The organism is Pseudomonas sp. FFPRI_1 (genome assembly GCF_055384485.1).
The window spans coordinates 4,438,142-4,459,989 of record NZ_AP029168.1 but is presented as its reverse complement, the minus strand read 5'-3'; the positions used below and the strand labels follow the sequence as shown (position 1 = coordinate 4,459,989).

14 protein-coding genes are annotated in these 21,848 nt (G+C 66.8%); 1 reads left to right on the top strand and 13 read right to left on the bottom strand.

Going from position 1 to position 21,848, the window contains the following annotated elements; translation table 11 throughout:
- Window positions 1-85: 85 nt before the first annotated feature.
- The 10 genes from ACZ5BO_RS19670 to ACZ5BO_RS19625 form a co-directional block, all read right to left on the bottom strand.
- Window positions 86-1,057: an AraC-like ligand-binding domain-containing protein gene (locus ACZ5BO_RS19670; RefSeq protein ID WP_025130044.1), complete on the bottom strand. Its 972-nt coding sequence runs from the start codon at window positions 1,055-1,057 to the stop codon at window positions 86-88.
- 99 nt (window positions 1,058-1,156) lie between these two features.
- A complete protein-coding gene (capA, locus tag ACZ5BO_RS19665) occupies window positions 1,157-3,247 on the bottom strand; it encodes a caprolactamase subunit alpha (RefSeq protein ID WP_464696190.1) in 2,091 nt (696 codons plus the stop codon).
- 23 nt (window positions 3,248-3,270) lie between these two features.
- Window positions 3,271-5,016, bottom strand: a complete 1,746-nt coding sequence (capB, locus tag ACZ5BO_RS19660; protein ID WP_464696189.1) for a caprolactamase subunit beta — start codon at window positions 5,014-5,016, stop codon at window positions 3,271-3,273.
- Between the two features lie 249 nt (window positions 5,017-5,265).
- Entirely contained in the window at window positions 5,266-6,900 is a 1,635-nt protein-coding gene (locus ACZ5BO_RS19655; protein ID WP_464696188.1) for a BatD family protein, read from the bottom strand.
- A complete protein-coding gene (locus tag ACZ5BO_RS19650; RefSeq protein WP_464696187.1) occupies window positions 6,897-8,636 on the bottom strand; it encodes a vWA domain-containing protein in 1,740 nt (579 codons plus the stop codon). The genes ACZ5BO_RS19655 and ACZ5BO_RS19650 overlap by 4 nt, the downstream gene beginning before the upstream one ends.
- Window positions 8,633-9,709, bottom strand: coding sequence for a vWA domain-containing protein (locus tag ACZ5BO_RS19645; protein WP_464696186.1), 1,077 nt, complete (start codon window positions 9,707-9,709; stop codon window positions 8,633-8,635). The genes ACZ5BO_RS19650 and ACZ5BO_RS19645 overlap by 4 nt, the downstream gene beginning before the upstream one ends.
- Window positions 9,702-10,196 (bottom strand): DUF4381 domain-containing protein, encoded by a 495-nt coding sequence (locus tag ACZ5BO_RS19640; RefSeq protein ID WP_025130050.1) that lies wholly within the window; start codon window positions 10,194-10,196, stop codon window positions 9,702-9,704. Before ACZ5BO_RS19640 ends, ACZ5BO_RS19645 begins: the two co-directional genes overlap by 8 nt.
- Entirely contained in the window at window positions 10,193-11,134 is a 942-nt protein-coding gene (locus ACZ5BO_RS19635; protein ID WP_025130051.1) for a DUF58 domain-containing protein, read from the bottom strand. Before ACZ5BO_RS19635 ends, ACZ5BO_RS19640 begins: the two co-directional genes overlap by 4 nt.
- Window positions 11,135-11,139: 5 nt before the next feature.
- Window positions 11,140-12,099, bottom strand: coding sequence for an AAA family ATPase (locus ACZ5BO_RS19630; RefSeq protein WP_025130052.1), 960 nt, complete (start codon window positions 12,097-12,099; stop codon window positions 11,140-11,142).
- A gap of 692 nt (window positions 12,100-12,791) precedes the next feature.
- Complete coding sequence (locus tag ACZ5BO_RS19625) at window positions 12,792-13,148, bottom strand: hypothetical protein (RefSeq protein ID WP_025131943.1); 357 nt, start codon at window positions 13,146-13,148, stop codon at window positions 12,792-12,794.
- Window positions 13,149-13,694: 546 nt separating this feature from the next.
- Here ACZ5BO_RS19625 and ACZ5BO_RS19620 point away from each other — a divergent pair.
- Window positions 13,695-18,554: an NAD-glutamate dehydrogenase gene (locus ACZ5BO_RS19620; RefSeq protein WP_464696185.1), complete on the top strand. Its 4,860-nt coding sequence runs from the start codon at window positions 13,695-13,697 to the stop codon at window positions 18,552-18,554.
- Window positions 18,555-18,658: 104 nt separating this feature from the next.
- Here the strand turns inward: ACZ5BO_RS19620 and ACZ5BO_RS19615 are convergent, their stop codons facing one another.
- From ACZ5BO_RS19615 to pdxR, 3 genes are all read right to left on the bottom strand, one after another.
- Window positions 18,659-19,381 carry an META and DUF4377 domain-containing protein gene (locus ACZ5BO_RS19615; RefSeq protein WP_256245228.1) on the bottom strand — a complete coding sequence of 241 codons (723 nt, stop codon included), beginning with the start codon at window positions 19,379-19,381 and terminating at the stop codon, window positions 18,659-18,661.
- 416 nt (window positions 19,382-19,797) lie between these two features.
- Window positions 19,798-20,208, bottom strand: a complete 411-nt coding sequence (locus ACZ5BO_RS19610) for a cupin domain-containing protein (protein WP_464696184.1) — start codon at window positions 20,206-20,208, stop codon at window positions 19,798-19,800.
- 122 nt (window positions 20,209-20,330) lie between these two features.
- On the bottom strand, window positions 20,331-21,764 hold the full coding sequence (gene pdxR, locus ACZ5BO_RS19605) for a MocR-like pyridoxine biosynthesis transcription factor PdxR (protein ID WP_464696183.1): 1,434 nt from the start codon (window positions 21,762-21,764) through the stop codon (window positions 20,331-20,333).
- Between the last annotated feature and the right edge of the window lie 84 nt (window positions 21,765-21,848).

The following is a 21,848-nucleotide window of genomic DNA, read 5'->3' as shown; positions in this document are numbered from 1 at the left end:
AAAGGGCAGAGAGTTTACTGGCAAATGCGTGTTCATGCCCGGCGCCGTGGCAAATGCTCCGGCGCCGCCCGGTAGGTGCCGGCGTTCAGTGACGCGGTGCGGCAGTGCCCTGGCCGGCGCGCACTTCGCTGGCGGTGCAGCCGAAGCGCTGGCGAAAGTGCCGGGCGAACTGAGCCTGGTCGGCAAACCCCCAGCGCGCGGCCAGCTCGCCGATCGACAGGCGGCAGTGGGCGTCGCGCAGTTGGCGGTGCACGGCACAAAGGCGCTGCTGGCGAATCCATTCGCCCAGGCTGAAGGGGCGGTCGGCAAAGAGCTTGTGCAGGTAGCGCAGGGAAATGCCGCAGGCGCTGGCGATCTGCCTGGGGTTGAGCTCCGCCGAGCCCAGGTGCTGCTCCACGTAGCTTTCGATGCGTTGCAGGTGCAGGGCGGCCAGGCTGGAGCTTTCACTGCTGAGCACTCGCTCGTCCTGGCGCAGGGTCAGCAGCAGGGTCGACAGGGCCTGTTCCAGCAGCATGTGCCGGGCCGCCGGGGCGCACTCCTCGAAACGCGCGGCGCACATCGCCAACTGGTCGGCGAAGATCCGTCCCAGCCCGCGCCGGGCATCGAAGCAGAAGCGGGTGTAGCGCTCGGCGCCGCGCAGCCGGCCCTGTAGGGCCTGTTCCGGCAGCTTGAATACCCAGAGGTCGTTGTCGCTGGCATAGCGGAAGCGGTAGGGCGCATCGCCCCGTTCGAAGATGAAGCCGCCGGGGCGGCATTGCAGCTGGCGTCCATCCTGCTCGAACAGCACCTCGTGGCGTCGCGGAATGGTCACCAGGTAGCAGGCCTGGGTGTCGTCGCTGACCTGGGCCTTGCTGCGCGAGTAGCCCAGCCGGCTGGAGCGCAGGCGGGACAGGGCCAGGGCGCTGCTGGGGGTTTCCCAGATCTGCAGGTTGCCCTGGAAGCGCGCATCGCTGCTGAACTCCAGGGACAGGGGGAAGTAGGCGTTGCCGATCGCCTCGGCCCAGCGCGGCTGGCACTGGCTGTCGGGCCAACGGCGGGTGGAAAGCTGCTGAACCATGATCACTCCTGTCCGTTGTGTTTTTTATAGCCAGGACGGCACCGGGTGGTCAGCCACGGTGCCTGGGGAGGGTCATCTTTGGGTAAAAGCCCGGGAGGGTCAATCGACAGGCGTCAGCCGGTAGCAGGCCGAGGGCGCGAGGATTGCCTGCCAGCCCGGCGGCACCACGATGTTGGTGGTGGCTTCCTCGATCACACAGGGGCCCGTGAGGGGCTGGCCGACCTGGACCTGCGCGCCATCGAACACCGCCGTCGGCTGCCAGCCGCGAGCATCATCGAACAGCATCGAGCGCTGTTCCCGAGGCTGCGCCGGCTGTGGCTGGTCGGCAACCGCCAGCCCGGGCATCGGCGGATGCTGCAGGCGGGCAATCACCGAGCACTCCAGGTTCACCAGTTCGATGGGGCTCTGGGGTTCGCTGTAGGAGAACAGCACCTTGTGCCGGGCATGGAAGGCCTCGCGCAGGGCCACCAGGCCCGCCGGGTCGAGCTGGTTGCTGGCCAGGTCGACGCTGCACTCATGGATCTGCCCCAGGTAGCGGATCTCCAGGGTGTACTGGGTATCGATCCGGTTGCCGCCGCTGAAGCCGTCCTGGCGCAGGTTCTCCAGGCCCTGCTCGCGCAATTGCGCCAGGGCCTGGTTGAGCCGCTCCAGATCCACATGGGCGTCGTCCAGGCGCATGGGCAGGGTGGTCAACTGGTCATAGCGGATGTCCGAGAGAATCTGTCCGAAGGCGCACAGCCCCGAGGCCACCTTGGGAATCAGCACCACCTGGCTGCCGATTTCCTCGGCCAGGCGGATCACGTGCATGCCCGCGGCGCCCCCGGCCCCGATCAAGGCGAACTGGCGCGGGTCATAGCCGCGTTCCACTGAGACCCGGCGAATGCCGCTGACCATGTTCAGGTTGACCAGGGTGATGATCCCCAGCGCCGCGCGCTCGACGCTGATGCCCAGGGGCTCGGCGATCCGCCTGCGGATCGCGTCCAGTGCGGCCTGGCGCTGGAGGCGGATGCTGCCGCCCAGCAGCGCACCGTCCGCCAGGTAGCCCAGGGCCAGGTTGGCATCGGTCACGGTGGGTTCGCTGCCGCCCTTGCCGTAGCACACCGGCCCGGGGTTGGCGCCGGCGCTGCGCGGGCCGACCTGCAGCATGCCGAAGGGGTCCAGGTGGGCGATGGAGCCGCCACCGGCGCCCAGGGTTTCCACCTGGATCATCGGCACGCCGATGCGGTAGCGCAGAAAGTCGCTGTCCTTGCTGAAGTTGGTGCGCCCGCCCTGGCTCAGGGTGATGTCGAAGGAGGTGCCGCCCATGTCCACGGTGATCACGTTGTCGATACCGAAGGGCCGGGCCACGCACAAGCCGGCCTGGGGCGCCGAGGCCGGGCCGGAGTTGATGGCGTTGACCGCCCGGGTGCTCATGATCGAACCCGGGGCCAGGCCGCCGTTGGACTGGAAGTAGCGGGTCGGCTGTTGGGCCCCCAGCTCTTCGAACAGGCTGTCGATGCGCTGGATGTAGCGGCCCATCAGCGGGCTCAGGTAGGCGTTGACCACGGTGCTGGAGGTGCGGGTGTACTCGCGGATCTGCGGGAACACTTCATTGCCGGTGCAGACGAACACCCCGGGCAGCGCCGCACGCACCCACTGCGCCGCGCGCTGCTCATGGGCCGGGTTGCGCACCGACCAGACAAAGGAAATGGCCACCGCCTCGACCTCCTGCTGGCGGAAATAGTCGATGGCGGCGTGGATCGCCGCTTCGTCCAGAGGGGCGTGCTCCACGCCGTCGCTGCGCATCCGCCCGCCGATGGGCCGGCGCAGGTGGCGCGGTACCAGCATGTGGGCGGGAGGGTAGCTGGCGTCGTAGCGATGGCCGTCCTCCTTGTGCCCCAGGCGAATCTCCAGGCTGTCTTCGTGGCCCAGGGTGCACAGCAGGCCGACCTTGGCCCCGGTCTTCTCGATCAGGGCATTGAGGGCCACGGTGGTGCCGTTGATGCACAGGTCGCAGTCGGCAATGATCTCTGCCGGGCTGCGGCCAATGGCATCGGCGATCTGTGCCAGGCCGTTGCGGATCGCCAGGGTGCCGTCTTCCGGGGTCGAGGGGGCCTTGAACAGCTGCACATGGCCGCTGTGGTCGGCGAGGATGAAATCGGTGAAGGTGCCGCCGGCGTCGATACCCAGGCGATAGTGTTGCTTGGTCATGGCAAATGCTCCGTGGGTTCGGCTCAGGGGCGGGCGCGCAGGGCGCGGGTGGCGTCGTGGTCCAACTGCTGCTCGGCGTCGAACACCACGCCGTAGTCCAGGCGTGCGCCGGCGGTGGAGATCAGGCCGTTGCGCAGGTCTTCGGCAACGCGTTCCAGGGGGCGCTGGAAGGGGTCGCCATAACCGCCGCCGCCGGGGTTGCAGTTGATCACCCGCTCACCGGGCTGCGCGGTCAACTGGGCGTTGTGCTGGTAGCTCTGTTCCTGGCCATCGGCACGGCGATGGATCAAGCGCCCGAGCTTGGGCGGCAACAGGCCGTTGCGGGCCCCGGCAGCTCCGGCGGTGGGCAGCTGCCGGCCTTCGCCGAAGCCCACCACGGTCATCGGGTGCTGCAACGGTTCGATGTCGATGCGGGTGCCCGAGCCACCGCGATACTGCCCGGCGCCGCCGCTGTCGGTGATCAGGCTGTAGCGGTGGATGAGGATCGGGTAGGCGTACTCCAGCAGTTCGATGTCCCCGGACATCAGGGCGCCGAAGCAGCACAGCGGCCCGCAGGCCGGCCAGCCGTCCATGGCCTGGTTGGCCCCGGCCCCGGAGATGATCGAGGCCAGGACCATGGTCACGTACTCGGCGTTGCCGTTGCGCGGGTCGTGCCCGGCGATATTGATCCCGCTGGCATGGCCCCAGGAGGCGGTGACCCGTTCCGGCGCCGCCTGTTCCAGGGCCTGGCGCACGGCGTCGGCGAGGGTCTCCATGGGGGTGGTGGTGCTGTTGACGTGGGGCGCCGGCTCCGTGGCGTTGCACAGGGTGCCGGGGGCACCGAGGTCGACGCTGATGCAGCGGTACAGGCCTTCGTTGTAGGGCGGCGGCACCTGGGCGAACATCATCAGCCCCAGGTACACCCCGGACACCGAGTTGCCGGCATAGGAGTTGATGAAGTAGGGCACCTGGGGCGGGCTGTCGATGCGCACGTGGGCCTGGTCGCCGCTGATCCGCACCTGGGCGTTGATGGTCAACTGGCCCAGGCCGTGGCCGGAATCCTCCAGCACCGCACTGCCGTGGTAGACGCCGTCCGGCACCTTGCGCAGCAGAGCGCGCATGTGCCGGTCGGCCATGTCCTTGAGTTCGCCGATGCAGGCCCGCACCTGCTCCACGCCGTAGCGTTCGAGCAACGCCAGCAGGTGCCGCTCGCCGACGCTGCAGGCGCCGTACTGGGCGTTCAGGTCGCCTTCCTGGTAGGCCCGGGCACGCATGTTGGTCAACAGCAGGTTGATCACGTCTTCCCGGCGCTGGCCCGCAGACCACAGCTTGACCGGCGGAATCCGCAGGCCTTCGGCGTAGATCTCCCTGGCGTCCGGGTTGTAGCCGGCGGGCACCGGGCCGCCGATATCGGTGAGGTGGCCCTTGCACACGGCCCAGAACACCAGCTCGCCCTGGTAGAACACCGGCTTGTACATGCAGCAGTCGAGGATATGGCTGCCCTGGTAGGCCGGATCGTTGTGATAGATCACGTCGCCTTCCTGGATGTCCTGGCCGAAGAACCCGGCGACGCATTTCATCGCCGGAATCAGCGAACCGAGGTGGATCGGAATGTCCTGGCCCTGGAGGACCATTTCCGGAAGGTGGTCGAACAAAGCGTTGGAATAGTCATGGGCCAGGTTGAAGACGCTGGAACGGCCGGTTTTCTCCAGGGTCAGGGTCATTTCACGCTGTGCGGTTTCCAGCGCCCCTCGCACCACGGCGAGAGTGATCGGATCTACTGTGCTCATGGCTCACCTGAGTTCTTGTTGTTCTCGGGGGGGCCGGACGCTGGTCCGGCCCACAGCCTTAAGCTACGCGCAGACGGGCGCCCCTGGCTTGTCGCCGGGTGCAGGGCTTTTTGCGTTCTGGTGCACTGTCGCCCCTGCTGAATGTGGAGCCACGCGCTGTAGGAGCTGGCTTGCCAGCGAAGGGCCCCGCAAGAGCGCCTTCGCCGGCAAGCCGGCTCCTACGTGGGAGAGAGGGGCGCGGAGGACGGGTTACTTGGGGTACAGCGGCGGCAGGCTGGTGGTGTCTGCCACCGGGTCCTGGACCCGTTCGGCGATCGGGATGGCGCGGATCGCACGCCACAGTTCCTCACCTTGCCAGTACTGGCCGGTTTCGCTGTAGAGGGCGCCATTGAGGCCGTCCAGGGCATCGGACAGGGGGATGAAGCGTGCCGCCATTTCGGCCAGGGTTTCCGGCTGCTGGCGGGCCCAGGCGTCCAGGGCCTGGCGGGTGGCCTGCGGGTCGTTGGCCTGGCAGGCACGCTTGAGGTCGTCGAGCAGCGAGCGGGGGCTGGGGCCGGTCTGCGCTGCGCGCAGCACCGCCGGTTGCGAGCGGGCGCGCCACCACAGGCCGAAACCCAGCAGGCTGGTGCAGGCCAGCAGCAGGGTGCTCAGTTGCCAGGGCCACAGTTCACTGTTGTCGACGCTGGCCTGGGGCGTGCCGGCCGGGGTGTCCACCACCAGGCTCGGGTTGTTCGCCACCTGCAGACGGTGGGCCGGCAGGCTGCTGACTTCCAGGCGGTTGTCCTGGGTGTTCCACCAGGTCACTTCCAGGGCCGGCAGTTCGACCAGGCCGGTGCGGGTCGGCACCAGGGCCTGGCGCTCTTCGCGGATCCCCAGCAGGCCCTGTTCGACGTGCTGGTTGCTCAGTTGCGGCTGGTCCGGGTAGCTGCGCAGGCCGTTGACTTCGGCCAGGGGCAGCGGTGGCAGTTGGGCACTGGACAGCCCCTGGGCGCGCAGGGTCAGGGTGCGGGTCAGGGAGTCGCCGACCTGGGGCTGGTCCGGCTCGGGACTCCAGCTTTCGCTCAGGCTCAGCTCTCGGGCCGGCAGCCAGGGGGTGTCGGCGGGGTAGCTGGCGGGCTTGGGCATGACGTCAAGGGACAGCGCCTTGGAGGCGACATGGATCAACTTGCCGGGCCTGGGAGTCTGGGGCGCCGACTCCTGGTCGTTGGGCGGGTTGGCCAGGGTGGCGCTGAAGGTCAGCGCCGGGATCTGCAACGGGCCGCTGCGCTGGGGATAGACCGCGTAGCGCATCTCGATCACCCCATGGCGCACGCCGTTGATGAGTTTTTCGTAGGTGCGCGGTTCCCCCAGTTGCTCGACCCGGGCGTCGTTGAGCAGCAGCGGGCTCAGGCTGCTGTCGTCGAACAGCGGCACCGAGTGGTAGATGTGCAGGGTCAGCAGGGCCTGGGCCTGGACGTAGACCTGGGGCTGGTCAAGCTCGGCCTCGATGAACACCGGTTCCAGGCGCGTCTGCTGCTCCTGGGCCGGGCTGGCGCTGACCTGCAGGCTCAGCGCCTGGCTTTGCAGGTTGCCCAGTTGCAGCGGGGCGATCTGCAAGGTGCCGGTGCGGCGTGGCAGCAGGGTGATGATCCAGCGGGTGCTGGCGTGGCTGTCGCCCAGGGTGTTGAGCTGGTTGACCTGGCGCGTGCCCCGCACCTCGAACTGCGCCTCCAGGGGGCTGAGGTCGGGTTTGCCGAACTGAGTGACATCACTGGACTCCAGGGTCAGCTCGACGGTCTCCCCGGCGTTCACCTGGCTGCGGTCCAGGCTGGCGAGCAGGCCGGCAGCCTGGGACGAGGCAGTCCAGAGCGCGAGGGCGAGCAGAAGGGCGGTGCAGCGGGTCATCGAGTTTTTCCCTGATCCTGATGTTGTTGCTGTTCGTACCAGAATTTACGCCTCAGCAGTTCTCCCGGATCGTCCGGGATCTTGCGCAGCCATTGTTCCAGCGCCTGCTGGTGCTCGGCATCCAGACCGTCCTCCACCGGACGCAGCGGGGTGGTGGTGTGCTGGTCGTCGAGCTCGCTGCCGGGTACTTCACTGTGGCCATTGCCCGGAGGCGGCGGCGCCGGTTCTTCACCCTCGCCGGCCGGTGCTTCGCCGGGAGTGCCGGGTGTGTCGCTGGCGGCCGGTGGCGGGTTGGCGGTGCTGCTGGGGCCGGGCCGGTTGTCGTCGCTGTCGGGGTCTTGGGCTTTCTCCGGCGGCGCTGGCTCGACGGCGTGCTGCTGTTGCAGCAGGCTTTCCACCAGGGCCTTGTTCTGCAGTGCCGGTTGCAGGTCCGGTTGGCGTTCCAGGGCCTGCTCGTAGGCGTCGATGGCGGCTTCCAGCTCGCCACTGCGGGCCAGGGCATTCCCGCGATTGTAGTGGGCGCGGGCATCGTTGCCTTCGGCAAAGCGCTCGGCGGCGGCATTGTAGTTGCCCGCTTCATACAAGGCCACGCCTTGCCATTGCGGATCCTGGAAATGCCGCGCCGCTTCGGCCGGGCGCTGCTGCTCCAGCAGGCGCTGGCCCTGCTGGTCGGGGCGCAGCCACAGGTCGTTGAAGTCGAAGGCGTAGCTGGGTTGCGGCACGGCCAACAGCAGCAGCGGCAGGCAGAACAGCCAGCCACGGCGCCCGGCGCAGGCCGCCAGCAGCAACAGTGGCAGCAGCAGCCAGTAGCCCTGGTCGGCCCAGGTGTCCAGGCGCAGGGTCTGGCCATCGCTGCGCACGCCCTGGGGGCTGCCCAGCAGGCCCAGGCCGCGCAGGTCGCTGTCGTCCAGGCGGGCCTGGCGGTAGCGGCCGCCGACATCGCCGATGAACTGCTTGAGGGCCGGGCTGTCCAGGCGCGACACCAGGATCGCGCCCTGGTCGTCCTTGAGATAACTGCCGTCTTCCAGGGCCACCGGAGCGCCGTCGCGGCTGCCGATGCCGAGCATCAGCAACTGTGGCGCCTCGCCGTCCAGGGCCTGGCGGATGCCTTGGCGTTCCTGTTCGTTGAGGGACGAGGCCATCAGCAGCACCCGGCCCTGGCCCAGGGCGCCCTGGGCGAGCAGGTCCAGGGCCTTGCGCAGGGCCAGGTCGGCGCGCTGGCCGGGCTGGGGCATGATCGACGGCTTGAGGGCGTCCAGCAGGTTGCGGCTGGTGGCCAGGTCGTCGGACAGCGGCACCAGGGTGTGGGCGCTACCGGCATAGACCACGATCGCGGTTTGCGCGTCGCTGCGCAGTGCCAGCAGGTCCAGCAGCTTGTGCCGGGCCTGTTCCAGGCGGTTGGGCGGCACGTCGTCGGCCAGCATCTGCGGGGTCAGTTCCAGCACCACCACCAAGGGGTCGGCGGGTTTCTGGCTGGTCTGTTCCACCCGTTGCCAGCTGGGGCCCAGCAAGGCCAGTACCGCCAGCAGCCAGGCCAGCCCCAGAGCGATCCAGGGCAGCTTGCTTTCGCGGCCGTTGCCGCCACTGAGCAGGGCCGCGTGGAAGGCCGGTGGCAGGATCATCTGCCAGCGCCCGGCGCGTTTCTGCCGGTGCCAGAGTTGCCACAGCAGCAGCGCCAGCAACGGCAGCACCAGCAGCCAGTACGGCCGGAACCAATGGGGCCAGAGGCTGATCATCGGCGCCTCCGCAGGCGCAGGCGCTTGAGCCGCTGGCGCCAGTCATGGGACGGCTGGAGAAAGTGCGGGCGGGAAAACAACCGCTGCAACGGGTTGTCCGGCCAACGCTCGCGCAGCACCAGCAACAGGCTCAAAAGCAGCGCCGCAGCCAGGGGCCAGTGATACAGGGCCTGGGCCGGGCGGGCCTGGGTCGGTTGCTGGGCCACGGGCTCCAGTTGGTCGAGGGTGTCCTTGATCGCCTGCAGTTCCTGGCCGTCACGGGCACGGAAATAGCGGCCGCCGGTGACCTGTGCCAGTTCCTTGAGGGCCGGTTCGTCCAGGTCCAGGCTCGGGTTGACCCCGAGCACGCCGAGGGTGGCGCTCTGCTCCGGGTCCGCGCCGATGCCGATGGGGTAGATCTTCACCCCTTCCTCGGCCGCCAGCCGGGCGGCGGTGATCGGTGCGATCTCGCCGCCGTTGTTGGCGCCGTCGGTGACCAGGATCAGCACCCGGCTCTGGGCCGGACGCTGGCGCAAGCGCTTGAGGGCCAGGCCGATGGCATCGCCGATGGCGGTGTTCTTGCCGGCGATGCCGATCTTCGCCTCATCCAGCCAGACCCGCACCGTGTGCCGGTCGAAGGTCAGCGGTGCCTGCAGGTAGGCCTTGCTGCCAAACAGGATCAGGCCGACCCGGTCGCCCTCGCGGTGTTCGAGAAAGTCCCCCAGCAGGTTCTTGACCAGGTCCAGGCGGCTGATGTCGTCGCCTTGCCATTGCATGTCGGGAAAATCCATGGAGCCGGACACGTCCACCGCCACCAGCAGGTCGCGGCCACTGGCGGCCACCGGCAAGGGTTCCCCCAGCCATTGCGGGCGTGCCGCGGCGAGCAACAGCAAGACCCACAGCAGGATGAAGCGTGCCTGCTGGCGCCAGGAAGGCAGGTGGGCGCGGGCACGGCGCTTGGACAGGCCTTCGAGTTCAGTGAGGAAGCTGATCTTGAGCGCCGGCTCGCCGCTGTCGGCCACCGGCAGCACCCGGCGCAGCAGCCAGGGCAGGGGCAACAGGGCGAAGATCCACGGCCAGGCGAACTCAAACATGCTTGCGAATCCAGGTGTCCACCGCCTGGGTCAGGCCGGCGATGGCTTTGTCGTCGAGCTTGCACTCGGGTTTGTAGGCGCCCTCTACCAGCACCATCCAGCGGGTCAGGCCGGCGGCGGGGCAGCGGTTGTCGAGAAACGCCAACCATTTGCGGCCGTTGAGGGTGTGGCTCTGGCTGTAGGGATAGTGGTTGCGGCACAGGCGCTTGAGCAGGCCGTTGAGGGCCTGCAACCAGGCCCCGGCGGGGGCGCCGTCATAGGGCTTGGGCAGCAGTGCCAGCTCCGCCAGGGCAGCCAGGCGCACCGGGTCCAGGGGTTGTTCGCCACGGGGCACGGCGGCCTTGCGCGGCCACAGGTGGCGCCAGCGCCAGAGGGCCAGGCCCAGCAGGGGCAGCAACACCAGCAGCAGCCACCAGCCCGGCGCCGGCGGCCACAGGCTCACCGCAGGAGGCAGCAGCAAGGGCTGCAGTTGTTCCAGGCTGCTCATCGTCCGGCTCCCGGACGCTTGGGGTTGAGGTACTCGCGCAGCTGCTCGACCATCTCGCTCTGGGTGCTCAGGGGCATCAGCAGCACCCGCAGTTTCTGCGCCAGGCGTTCCCAACGGGCAATGCGCGCTTCGCTCATGGCCCGGTAGGCCTGGCGCAGGTCGTAGTTCAGGGTATCGAGCTCCAGCTGCGCACCGCGTTCGGCGAAGCGCAGCAGGCCGGCGGCGGGCAGGGCGTGGTCCAGGGGATCGGACAGCGGCATCAGCAGCAGGTCGCAGTGCCGGGACAGCAGGCTCAGTTGCTGCTCGGCGGCGTCGCTCAGGGCGCGCTCATCGCAGATGACGATCACCAGGCTGCCGGGGCGCAGCACTTCGCGGCCGCGCAGCAGGGCGGTGCCCAGGGCGTCGCGCTGGGGCTGGGTATCGGCGTGCAGCGACTGGTTGACCCGCACCAGGCGGTTGAGCAGTTGCAGCAGGCTCTGCTTGCTGCGCCGGGGCTTGATCTCATAGTGCTCGTCGTCGCCGTACACCAGGCCGCCGACCCGGTCGTTGTGGCCCAGGGCGGCCCAGCCGATCAGCGCGGCGGCCTGGGCCGCGAGCACCGACTTGAACATCAGCCCGGAGCCGAAGAACAGCTGGCGACTCTGCTCGACCATGATGAAGATCGGCCGCTCGCGCTCCTCATGGAACAGCTTGGTGTGCGGCTCCTGGGTGCGTGCGGTGACCCGCCAGTCGATGGTGCGCACGTCATCGCCGGCCTGGTAGACCCGCACCTGGTCGAAATCCACCCCGCGCCCGCGCAGCTTGGAGTGGTGCAGGCCGATCAGCGGGCTGCGCTGGCTTGGGGTCGAGAACAGCTGCACCTCGCGCACGCGATGGCGCATCTCGATCAACTCGCCAAGGGTAATGCGGATGCCGGGTTCGGCGCTGGCTAGGGTCATGGGGGTCAGGCGACGGCAACGACGTCGAGGATGCGCTGGACCACCCGGTCCTGGTCGATGCCGGCGGCTTCCGCCTCGAAGGACAGGATGATGCGATGGCGCAGCACGTCGAACAGCACGGCCTGGATGTCTTCCGGGCTGACGAAATCGCGCCCGGCCAGCCAGGCGTGGGCCCGGGCGCAACGGTCCAGGGCGATGGAGCCGCGGGGGCTGGCGCCGTAGGCGATCCACTCCGCCAGCTCCGGGTCGAACTTGCCCGGGGTGCGGGTGGCCATCACCAGCTGTACCAGGTACTCCTCCACCGCGTCGGCCATGTACAGGCCGAGGATTTCCTTGCGCGCGGCGAAGATCGCCTGCTGGCTGACCCGGCGCTCGGGCTTGGTCTCGCCGTTCAGGGCTTCGCCCCGGGCCTGCTGGAGGATGCGGCGCTCGACGGCGGCATCCGGGAAGCCGATCTTGACGTGCATCAGGAAGCGGTCGAGCTGGGCTTCGGGCAGCGGGTAGGTGCCTTCCTGCTCGATGGGGTTCTGGGTCGCCATCACCAAAAACAGCGGCGACAGTTCATAGGTGCTGCGCCCGACACTGACCTGGCGTTCGGCCATGGCTTCCAGCAGCGCCGACTGGACCTTGGCCGGGGCGCGGTTGATTTCGTCCGCCAGCACCAGGTTGTGGAAGATCGGGCCTTGCTGGAACACGAAGCTGCCGGTTTCCGGGCGATAGATCTCGGTGCCGGTGATGTCGGCGGGCAGCAGGTCGGGGGTGAACTGGATCCGATGGAATTGCGCTTCAATGCCTTCGGCCAACTCTTTGATGGCCTTGGTCTTGGCCAGGCCCGGAGCGCCCTCGACCAGCATGTGGCCGTCGGCGAGCAGGGCGATGAGCAAGCGCTCGATGAGTTTTTCCTGGCCGAGAATCTGCGTTGAAAGAAAGGTTCGCAGCGCCAAGAGCGCTTCACGATGTTCCATCGGTGACGGTTCCTGCAGAGGGTGCGCCACGGGCGGTCGAATAACGCCGGGGCTGGGGGCGATACTTTAATCCATAGCGGGGGTCGGCGACTAACGGGGAAAACCTGATTTAGCCAATTAGTCGAAAAATTCCGTGTTTTTTTGCAGCCCTTGCCTGGTGCTCCCTGCGGGGGGGCTCTGCTTGCGAAGGGGGCCTTGGGGTGTGTGCAGGGCTTGCGGGCGCCTTCGCTGGCAAGCCAGCTCCTACGGTTGGGTGCGGTGTTGGGGTTGTTGTAGGAGCCGGCTTGCCGGCGAAGGGGGCCTTGGGGTGTGCGTGGGGCTTGCGGGCCTCTTCGCTGGCAAGCCAGCTCCTACGGTTGGGTGCGATGTTGGGGGTGTTGTAGGAGCCGGCTTGCCGGCGAAAGGGGCCTTGGATTGTGCGCAGGGCTTGCGGGCCTCTTCGCTGGCAAGCCAGCTCCTACGGTTGGGTGCGATGTTGGGGGTGTTGTAGGAGCCGGCTTGCCGGCGAAAGGGGCCTTGGGATGTGCGCAGGGCTTGCGGGCGCCTTCGCTGGCAAGCCAGCTCCTACGGTTGGGTGCGGTGTTGGGCGTGTTGTAGGAGCCGGCTTGCCGGCGAAGGGGGCCTTGGGTTGTGCGCAGGGCGTGCGGGCGCCTTCGCTGGCAAGCCAGCTCCTACAGGAGGGCGGTGCTGGGTCAGGGCAGTTGGCTGATGTAGGTGCCGGTGCCCTTGAGGATGTTCTGCAGGGTCTGTTCCACTTCGGCAAGGTCCGAGGCCGCGGTGCTGTGGCGGATCTCCAGATGGTCGGCGCCGTTCAGGGCGTCGGCGTCGGCCGCGGCGATCTCGATCAGCAGGGCAGTGGGGCTCAGGGTGACCTTGACGCCGTCAAGGGTCGAGGGCTCGCCGTCGAGGGTGATTTCCAGTTCGTCCTCGTCCGGGTAGCGGCTCATCAGGAACATCTCGCCCTGGGTGCTGTGGCAGCAGAGCATGGCCATGTTGTCTTCTTCGTCGTCGCACGGGTTGGCGATCAGATGGGCAGTGGTCATTTGCATGGCAGGGGTCCTGAAGGTGGCGCGATGGGGGCCGCAAATCGGCAATTCTGCCAGCCCGGGGGAATTTCTGCTGGTTTGTCTGTCAGACAACAGGTTGCCGGCGCAAGCAACGGCCTGCTGGTTTCTGGTACGCAAGTACCGTGAAACCGGGAGAAACCCGGGGTTTTTCCTCTCCGGCTGCTAGTGTTGTTCAGCAGGCGAGCCGTCAGTAGCGTGCCGATGACCGAATATGTCGCAGCATCGCAAGCAGCTGTCGCATCGCACTCGTTAAGCTGCGCAGCGGACACATTGTCTTCAAGTGCAATAGGTTGCGTCTGAATCGTGATGGTCACCTGTAAAGGCATTGCGCTTTTGTATGAAAGCTCCGGTCGTTTTTGCAGATGCCCATCCCTTCGAAGGTGAATGTGACCTGCGTGTCTCGTCCAGCTTCACCCACCTGTCATCCTGCAACCTCTGCCCGAGATCAGGAGCAGGATGCAGCACCGCCCCGCAAGGGGATTGCACGCGACGCTTTCATCAATAACAAGCCCAAGCGGAGTACCACAGATGGCGTTCTTCACCGCAGCCAGCAAGGCCGACTTCCAGCACCAACTGCAAGCGGCACTGGCCCAGCACATCAGTGAACAGGCACTGCCACAAGTGGCGCTGTTCGCTGAACAATTCTTCGGCATCATTTCCCTGGACGAACTCACCCAGCGTCGCATGTCCGACCTGGCGGGCTGCACCCTTTCTGCCTGGCGCCTGCTTGAGCGCTTCGATCACGCGCAGCCGCAGGTGCGCGTCTACAACCCCGACTACGAACGCCATGGCTGGCAGTCGACCCACACCGCCGTGGAAGTCCTGCACCATGACCTGCCGTTTCTGGTGGACTCGGTGCGCACCGAGCTCAACCGTCGCGGCTACAGCATCCACACCCTGCAGACCACCGTGCTCAGCGTGCGTCGCGGCAGCAAGGGCGAGCTGCAGGAAATCCTGCCCAAGGGCACCCAGGGTGAAGGCGTCCAGCAAGAATCGCTGATGTACCTGGAAATCGACCGCTGCGCCAACGCCGCCGAACTCAGCGTGCTGGGCAAGGAGCTGGAGCAGGTACTGGGCGAGGTGCGGGTCGCCGTGGCCGACTTCGAGCCGATGAAGGCCAAGGTCCAGGAACTGATCCAGAGCATCGACAACAGCCAGTTCGCCATCGCCGCCGAAGAAAAGACCGAGATCAAGAGCTTCCTCGAATGGCTGGTGGGCAACCACTTCACCTTCCTCGGCTACGAAGAATTCGTGGTCGGCGCCGACCAGGACGGCGGGCATATCGAATATGACCCGAGCTCGTTCCTCGGCCTGGCCAAGCTGCTGCGCGCCGGCCTGACCAGCGAAGACCTGCGCATCGAAGACTACGCGGTCAACTACCTGCGCGAACCGACGCCGCTGTCGTTCGCCAAGGCCGCGCACCCGAGCCGCGTGCACCGTCCGGCCTACCCGGACTTCGTCTCGATCCGCCAGATCGATGCCGACGGCAAGGTGATCAAGGAATGCCGCTTCATGGGCCTCTACACCTCTTCGGTGTACGGCGAGAGCGTGCGCGTGATTCCCTACATCCGCCGCAAGGTCGAAGTCATCGAGCAGCGCTCGGGCTTCCAGGCCAAGGCGCACCTGGGCAAGGAACTGGCCCAGGTTCTCGAGGTGCTGCCTCGCGACGATCTGTTCCAGACTCCGGTGGACGAGCTGTTCAGCACCGTGATGTCCATCGTGCAGATCCAGGAACGCAACAAGATCCGCGTGTTCCTGCGCAAAGACCCCTACGGCCGTTTCTGCTACTGCCTGGCCTATGTGCCGCGTGACATCTATTCCACCGAAGTGCGGCAGAAGATCCAGCAAGTGCTGATGGATCGCCTGCAAGCCACCGACTGCGAATTCTGGACCTTCTTCTCCGAGTCGGTACTGGCCCGGGTGCAGTTGATCCTGCGGGTGGACCCGAAACAGCGCATCGACATCGATCCGCTGCTGCTGGAAAAGGAAGTGGTACAGGCCTGCCGCAGCTGGCAGGACGACTACGCCAGCCTGGTTGTGGAAAGCTTCGGCGAAGCCCACGGCACCAACGTGCTGGCGGACTTCCCCAAAGGCTTCCCGGCCGGCTACCGCGAGCGCTTCGCCGCGCACTCGGCGGTGGTGGACATGCAGCACCTGCTGAGCCTGACCGAAGCCAACCCGCTGGTGATGAGCTTCTACCAGCCCCTGGGCCAGGTCTCCGGCCAGCGCGAGCTGCACTGCAAGCTGTACCACGCCGACACCCCGCTGGCGCTGTCCGACGTGCTGCCGATCCTGGAAAACCTCGGCCTGCGGGTGCTGGGTGAGTTCCCGTACCGCCTGCGTCACAACAACGGCCGCGAGTTCTGGATCCACGATTTTGCCTTCACCGCTGCCGAAGGCCTGGACCTGGACATCCAGCAGCTCAACGACACCCTGCAGGACGCCTTTGTCCACATCGTCCGTGGCGACGCCGAGAACGACGCCTTCAACCGCCTGGTGCTGACCGCCGGCCTGCCATGGCGCGACGTGGCGCTGCTGCGTGCCTACGCCCGCTACCTGAAGCAGATCCGCCTGGGCTTCGACCTGGGCTACATCGCCAGCACCCTGACCAACCACACCGACATCGCCCGCGAGTTGACCCGGTTGTTCAAGACCCGCTTCTACCTGGCGCGCAAGCTCACCAGCGATGACCTGGAAGACAAGCAGCAGCGTCTGGAGCAGGCGATCCTCACCGCCCTGGACGAGGTCCAGGTGCTCAACGAAGACCGCATCCTGCGGCGCTACCTGGACCTGATCAAGGCCACCCTGCGCACCAACTTCTACCAGACCGACGCCAACGGCCAGAACAAGTCCTACTTCAGCTTCAAGTTCAACCCGCACCTGATCCCCGAGCTGCCCAAGCCGGTGCCCAAGTTCGAGATCTTCGTCTACTCGCCACGGGTGGAAGGCGTGCACCTGCGCTTTGGCAACGTGGCCCGTGGAGGCCTGCGCTGGTCCGACCGTGAAGAAGACTTCCGTACCGAAGTCCTGGGCCTGGTAAAAGCCCAGCAAGTGAAGAACTCGGTGATCGTGCCGGTGGGCGCCAAGGGCGGCTTCCTGCCTCGTCGCCTGCCGCTGGGCGGCAGCCGGGACGAGATCGCGGCCGAGGGCATCGCCTGCTACCGCATCTTCATCTCCGGCCTGCTGGACATCACCGACAACCTCAAGGACGGCGCCCTGGTGCCACCGGCCAACGTGGTCCGTCACGACAACGATGACCCCTACCTGGTGGTGGCGGCAGACAAGGGCACCGCGACCTTCTCCGACATCGCCAACGGCATTGCCATCGACTACGGCTTCTGGCTCGGCGACGCCTTCGCCTCCGGTGGTTCGGCCGGTTACGACCACAAGAAGATGGGTATCACCGCCAAGGGCGCGTGGGTCGGCGTGCAGCGCCACTTCCGCGAGCGCGGGATCAATGTCCAGGAAGACAGCATCACCGTGGTCGGCGTCGGCGACATGGCCGGCGACGTGTTCGGCAACGGCTTGCTGATGTCCGACAAGCTGCAACTGGTGGCGGCGTTCAACCACCTGCACATATTCATCGACCCGAACCCGAACCCGGCCACCAGCTTCGTCGAGCGCCAGCGCATGTTCGACCTGCCGCGCTCGGCCTGGAGCGACTACGACACCAGCATCATGTCCGAAGGCGGCGGGATCTTCTCGCGCAGCGCGAAGAGCATCGCCATCTCGCCGCAGATGAAGGAACGCTTCGACATCCAGGCCGACAAGCTGACCCCGACCGAGCTGCTCAATGCCTTGCTCAAGGCGCCGGTGGACCTGCTGTGGAACGGCGGTATCGGCACCTACGTCAAGGCCAGCACCGAGAGCCACGCTGACGTCGGCGACAAGGCCAACGACGCCCTGCGGGTCAACGGTAACGAGCTGCGCTGCAAGGTGGTGGGCGAGGGCGGCAACCTCGGCATGACCCAGCTGGGTCGTGTGGAGTTCGGCCTCAATGGCGGCGGTTCCAACACCGACTTCATCGACAACGCCGGTGGCGTGGATTGCTCCGACCACGAAGTGAACATCAAGATCCTGCTCAACGAAGTGGTGCAGGCCGGTGACATGACCGACAAGCAGCGCAACCAGCTGCTGGCCAGCATGACCGACGAAGTCGGCGGCCTGGTGTTGGGCAACAACTACAAGCAGACCCAGGCCCTGTCCCTGGCCGCGCGCCGTGCCTACGAGCGTGCTGCCGAGTACAAGCGCCTGATGAGCGACCTGGAAGGCCGGGGCAAGCTGGACCGCGCCATCGAGTACCTGCCGACCGAGGAGCAGCTCGTCGAGCGCGCCGCCACTGGCAAGGGCCTGACCCGTCCGGAGCTGTCGGTGCTGATTTCCTACAGCAAGATCGACCTCAAGGAAGCCTTGCTCAAGTCCCTGGTACCGGATGACGACTACCTGACCCGTGACATGGAGACCGCGTTCCCGCCAAGCCTGGTGGCCAAGTTCTCTGAAGCCATGCGTCGCCACCGCCTGAAGCGCGAGATCGTCAGCACCCAGATCGCCAACGACCTGGTCAACCACATGGGCATCACCTTCGTGCAGCGCTTGAAGGAGTCCACCGGCATGAGCCCGGCGAACGTGGCGGGCGCCTATGTGATCGTGCGGGACATCTTCCACCTGCCGCACTGGTTCCGGCAGATCGAAGCCCTGGACCACCAGGTTTCGGCCCAGGTCCAGCTGGAACTGATGGACGAGCTGATGCGCCTTGGCCGTCGGGCTACCCGCTGGTTCCTGCGCAGCCGGCGCAACGAGCAGGATGCCGCTCGCGATGTGGCGCACTTCGGTCCGCACCTGGCGGCCCTGGGGCTGAAGCTCGACGAACTGCTGGAAGGCCCGACCCGTGAGGGCTGGCAGAACCGTTACCAGGCCTATGTCGAGGCCGGTGTGCCGGAGTTGCTGGCGCGCATGGTTGCAGGTACTACCCACCTGTACACCCTGCTGCCGATCATCGAGGCCGCCGACGTCACCGGCCAGAGCGCGGCCGATGTGGCCAAGGCCTACTTCGCCGTGGGCAGCGCCCTGGACCTGCCGTGGTACCTGCAGCAGATCAGCGATCTGCCGGTGGGCAACAACTGGCAGGCCCAGGCCCGTGAAGCCTTCCGCGACGACGTGGACTGGCAGCAGCGGGCGATCACCATCAAGGTGCTGCAGATGGCCGATGCGCCGGACGACATGGAAGCCCGCGTGGCCCTGTGGCTGGAGCAGAACGCGAGCATGGCCGATCGCTGGCGCGCCATGATGGTGGAAATCCGTGCCGCCAGCGGCACTGACTACGCCATGTACGCGGTGGCCAACCGTGAACTGCTGGACCTGGCCATGAGCGGTCAGTCGGTGCTGTAACGGCCTGATCCCGCCCTAACCAAAAAAGCCCCGTATCTGTCGATACGGGGCTTTTTTATTGGCTGTCGATCATGCCGGCGCGAGCCGCGCCGTGGCGCAACCGATCAGTGTTTGCCCGAGGCGTCCTGCTCGACGACCATGTCCAGCACGTAGACCGTGGACGGGGCGTCGGCCGGCGGGTTCTTCCACTGGTACTGCTTGACCCGCAGCACGTTGCGCACGCCGTCCTGGTGTTCGTAGCCCTCGATGGACTGGTACAGCGGGTGCCACTGATCCTGGGTCGGCAGTTGCAGGCCGGCAGCGTCATAGCGGCGCTCGCGCACCTGCAGGCACTGGTAGTTGGGGATCAATGGGTGGCTGCACTTGACGGTGCTGGCGGCCACTTCCAGGAAGCGAATCTCGCCCTGGCTGCCATAGCGGGTCTCGGGGGTGGCTTCACCGGCGAAGGTGAGCACGGCGCCGTCCTGGGTGGTCAGCTGCAGGCTGGGCTCGGCGCCGTCGGTGGTGAGGGCGGTCCGCAACTCGCCCTTGAGGCGCCGGCCGATTTCCGCGTCCAGCTCCATCAGGCTGCGCTCGCAGGCCATCATGGTGGAGGCCATCTGGGTGATGTGCAGTACGCCGTTTTCATAGCGATAGCCGCCGAACTGGCCGTTGCAGCCGCCGCTGATGTTCAGGCGCTGGTCGGCGAAGTTCAGCCGCAGCTTGCGTTCGATGCCTTTGTTCAGGGCTGCGATGGGCTGGCCCGAGGCGTCGGTCGCCGAGACCAGGTTCCAGTAGTAGGCAGAGAGCGCCGGCTGGGCCGTGGCGGAGGTGCTGGTAACGGGCACGGAAGGCGATCCTTCATGAGAGGTAGAGACCGGGGCGCAGGCCTGGAGCAGGGCAGCGCAGACGGAGACTAGGAGAATATTTTGCTTCATGGTTCGCTCTTTCAGCCTGGATAGGGGGAGGCGGCATGCTGCGCAGGCAGGATGCACGCGCCGGTAAACCGGGGCATCGAGGCCCTTTGCAGGGGCTTGCATACGGTCAACGGTGCCCGCAGTACGGGCCGCGAGCGGCCACTGCAATCCTCAATGGATGATCCCGGCCTTGACCGATTGCAATGTGACAGCACGAGCTGGGATCGGTTTCATGGCCGGGGCTGTCAGGGAGTGTTACCAAATTTTGCATGATGCGCCTCGCACAAGCCCGTGGCCGTATCGAGCCTCGCCCCTGGGGCCCGATACGAGTCATGGGCTGCAGGGGCTCAATGGGCCAGGGGCGTCAGCACTTCATCCTTGGCGTCCATCAGCATGAACACCAGCAGCTTGGCCGGCTCGGTCTGGCTGGCGTTGGCCGACAGCGGATGCTGCGAACCGGCGGGTTCGAACCAGGACTCCCCGGCCTTGTAGGTGATGCTCGGGCCATCGTTGACCTGGGAGGTGATGGCGCCTTGCAGCACATAGGCCATGGCCGCGCGGGCATGCCGGTGAGGCACGGTGGCCTGGCCCGGGGCGTAGTCGACGGTGAGCATCATGACCTTCTTGCCCGGCAGATTGGCCAGTGCGTGGTCTTGCAGCACCGCCAGTTTTTCCTGGCCGTACACCGGGTCGTGGGCGACGGCGCCCAGGGAGGTCATCAGGGCCAGGGCGGCGAGGGCACCAGTCAGGGCTTTCATCTTCAGTTTCTCCAGCAGGTTGAGGTGGAGCCAGGCTAAGCCCTCGACCGCCGAAGTCCGATAACCAATCCCGGCAAAGAACACCAGACCAATGCCGACGTGGCGCAAGCAAGGCCCCGGGCTCAGGCGATCTGCCGCAGGATGTCGCGCACCTTGTCCAGGGCCGGGTCGATGTCCAGGGTCTCAATGGCGCCGAAGCCGATGATCAGGCCGTCGCGTACCGGGGTGTCATGGAAGAAGTGATGCAGGGAATAGAGGCCCACTTCGACCTTCTTCGCCAGCTCCAGCAGCAGCGGGATGTTCACCGGCACCTTGCACAGTGCCGCCATGTGGAACCCGGCGGTGCAGGGCACCGCCTGCAACCAGGGCGCCAGGTCGCCCTGCAGGCGCTGGAGGATGCGTTCCCGGCGCCCGGCATACACCCCATGGCAACGGCGGATGTGTTTTTGCAGGCAGCCGTCGTTGATGAACTTGGCCAGGGCCCATTGGCCCAGGGTCGGGGTGTGGCAGTCACTGAGCTGCTTGGCCTTGATCACCGCCGCGAGGATCGCCGGCGGCAGCACCGCGTAGCCCAGGCGCAGCTGCGCCAGCATGCTTTTGGAGAAGGTCCCGACATAGGCCACCATGCCGTGGCTGTCCTGGCTCTGCAGGGAATCGGTGGGCCGCCCTTCGTAGCGGAACTCGCTGTCGTAATCGTCTTCGATGATGATCGCCCCCAGCGCCCTGGCGCGCTCCAGCAGCGCTTCGCGGCGGGCCTGGCTCATGGGCATGCCCAGCGGAAACTGGTGGGACGGGGTGACGTAGATCAGCCGCACCCCGTCGGGTATCAACGCCACCTGGATGCCTTCTTCGTCTACCGGAATGCCCACCACCCGGGCTCCCTGGGCGCTGAACAGCAAGCGCGCCGGGGTGTAGCCGGGGTCTTCCATGGCCACCAGGCTGCCGGGTTCCAGCACCACCCGGGCGATCAGGTCCAGGGCCTGCTGCGCGCCGTTGCACACCACCAGGTCCTGGTCGCTGCAGACCACCCCCCGGGAGAAGGCCACGTGCCCAGCGATGGCGCTGCGCAGGGCCGGCAGGCCTTCGGCCTGACTGTAGAAACCGCCGCTCTGGGCCATGCGCCGCAGGGCGTCCTGGGTGCAGCGGCGCCAGTCTTCCTGGGGGAACTGGGCGCGGCTGGTGGCGCCGCCGATGAACTCGTAGCGCAGGGTGCCTTCCAGGGTCGGGTGAGGCAGGGGCGAGGGCAGTGCCTGCCAGCGCGCCAGGCTGTGGGCGCAGGCCAGGTCCTGGGCGCCTTGCTTGCGTTCGGTCTTGACCGGCCGCGGGGTGACGAAGGTGCCGCGGCCAATCTTGCCCACCAGGTAGTTTTCGTAGGTCAGCGCAGCGTAGGTGTCGGAGACGGTCTTGCGCGAGATGCCCAGTTGCTCGGCCAGCAGGCGGCTGGGAGGCAGTTGGGCGCCGGCAACCAGGCGCCCGGATTCGATGGCATCGCGCAATTGCTGGTACAGCTGCTGGGCCAGATCCTTGCGGCCGTTGATCACTATATGAAGTTCCATTGCCCCACCTGACGCTGATTCATGGGCGCAAGGTTACTCGTCCCCAGGGGCTTCGTGTAGTCGGCACCGGGCACTGCGGCCCGG

Bases quoted from the DNA above. Each gene is read 5' to 3' on its own strand.
- ACZ5BO_RS19670 (WP_025130044.1), bottom strand. From the start codon at position 1,057: ATGGTTCAGCAGCTTTCCACCCGCCGTTGGCCCGACAGCCAGTGCCAG.
- capA (WP_464696190.1), bottom strand. From the start codon at position 3,247: ATGACCAAGCAACACTATCGCCTGGGTATCGACGCCGGCGGCACCTTC.
- capB (WP_464696189.1), bottom strand. From the start codon at position 5,016: ATGAGCACAGTAGATCCGATCACTCTCGCCGTGGTGCGAGGGGCGCTG.
- ACZ5BO_RS19655 (WP_464696188.1), bottom strand. From the start codon at position 6,900: ATGACCCGCTGCACCGCCCTTCTGCTCGCCCTCGCGCTCTGGACTGCC.
- ACZ5BO_RS19650 (WP_464696187.1), bottom strand. From the start codon at position 8,636: ATGATCAGCCTCTGGCCCCATTGGTTCCGGCCGTACTGGCTGCTGGTG.
- ACZ5BO_RS19645 (WP_464696186.1), bottom strand. From the start codon at position 9,709: ATGTTTGAGTTCGCCTGGCCGTGGATCTTCGCCCTGTTGCCCCTGCCC.
- ACZ5BO_RS19640 (WP_025130050.1), bottom strand. From the start codon at position 10,196: ATGAGCAGCCTGGAACAACTGCAGCCCTTGCTGCTGCCTCCTGCGGTG.
- ACZ5BO_RS19635 (WP_025130051.1), bottom strand. From the start codon at position 11,134: ATGACCCTAGCCAGCGCCGAACCCGGCATCCGCATTACCCTTGGCGAG.
- ACZ5BO_RS19630 (WP_025130052.1), bottom strand. From the start codon at position 12,099: ATGGAACATCGTGAAGCGCTCTTGGCGCTGCGAACCTTTCTTTCAACG.
- ACZ5BO_RS19625 (WP_025131943.1), bottom strand. From the start codon at position 13,148: ATGCAAATGACCACTGCCCATCTGATCGCCAACCCGTGCGACGACGAA.
- ACZ5BO_RS19620 (WP_464696185.1), top strand. From the start codon at position 13,695: ATGGCGTTCTTCACCGCAGCCAGCAAGGCCGACTTCCAGCACCAACTG.
- ACZ5BO_RS19610 (WP_464696184.1), bottom strand. From the start codon at position 20,208: ATGAAAGCCCTGACTGGTGCCCTCGCCGCCCTGGCCCTGATGACCTCC.
- pdxR (WP_464696183.1), bottom strand. From the start codon at position 21,764: ATGGAACTTCATATAGTGATCAACGGCCGCAAGGATCTGGCCCAGCAG.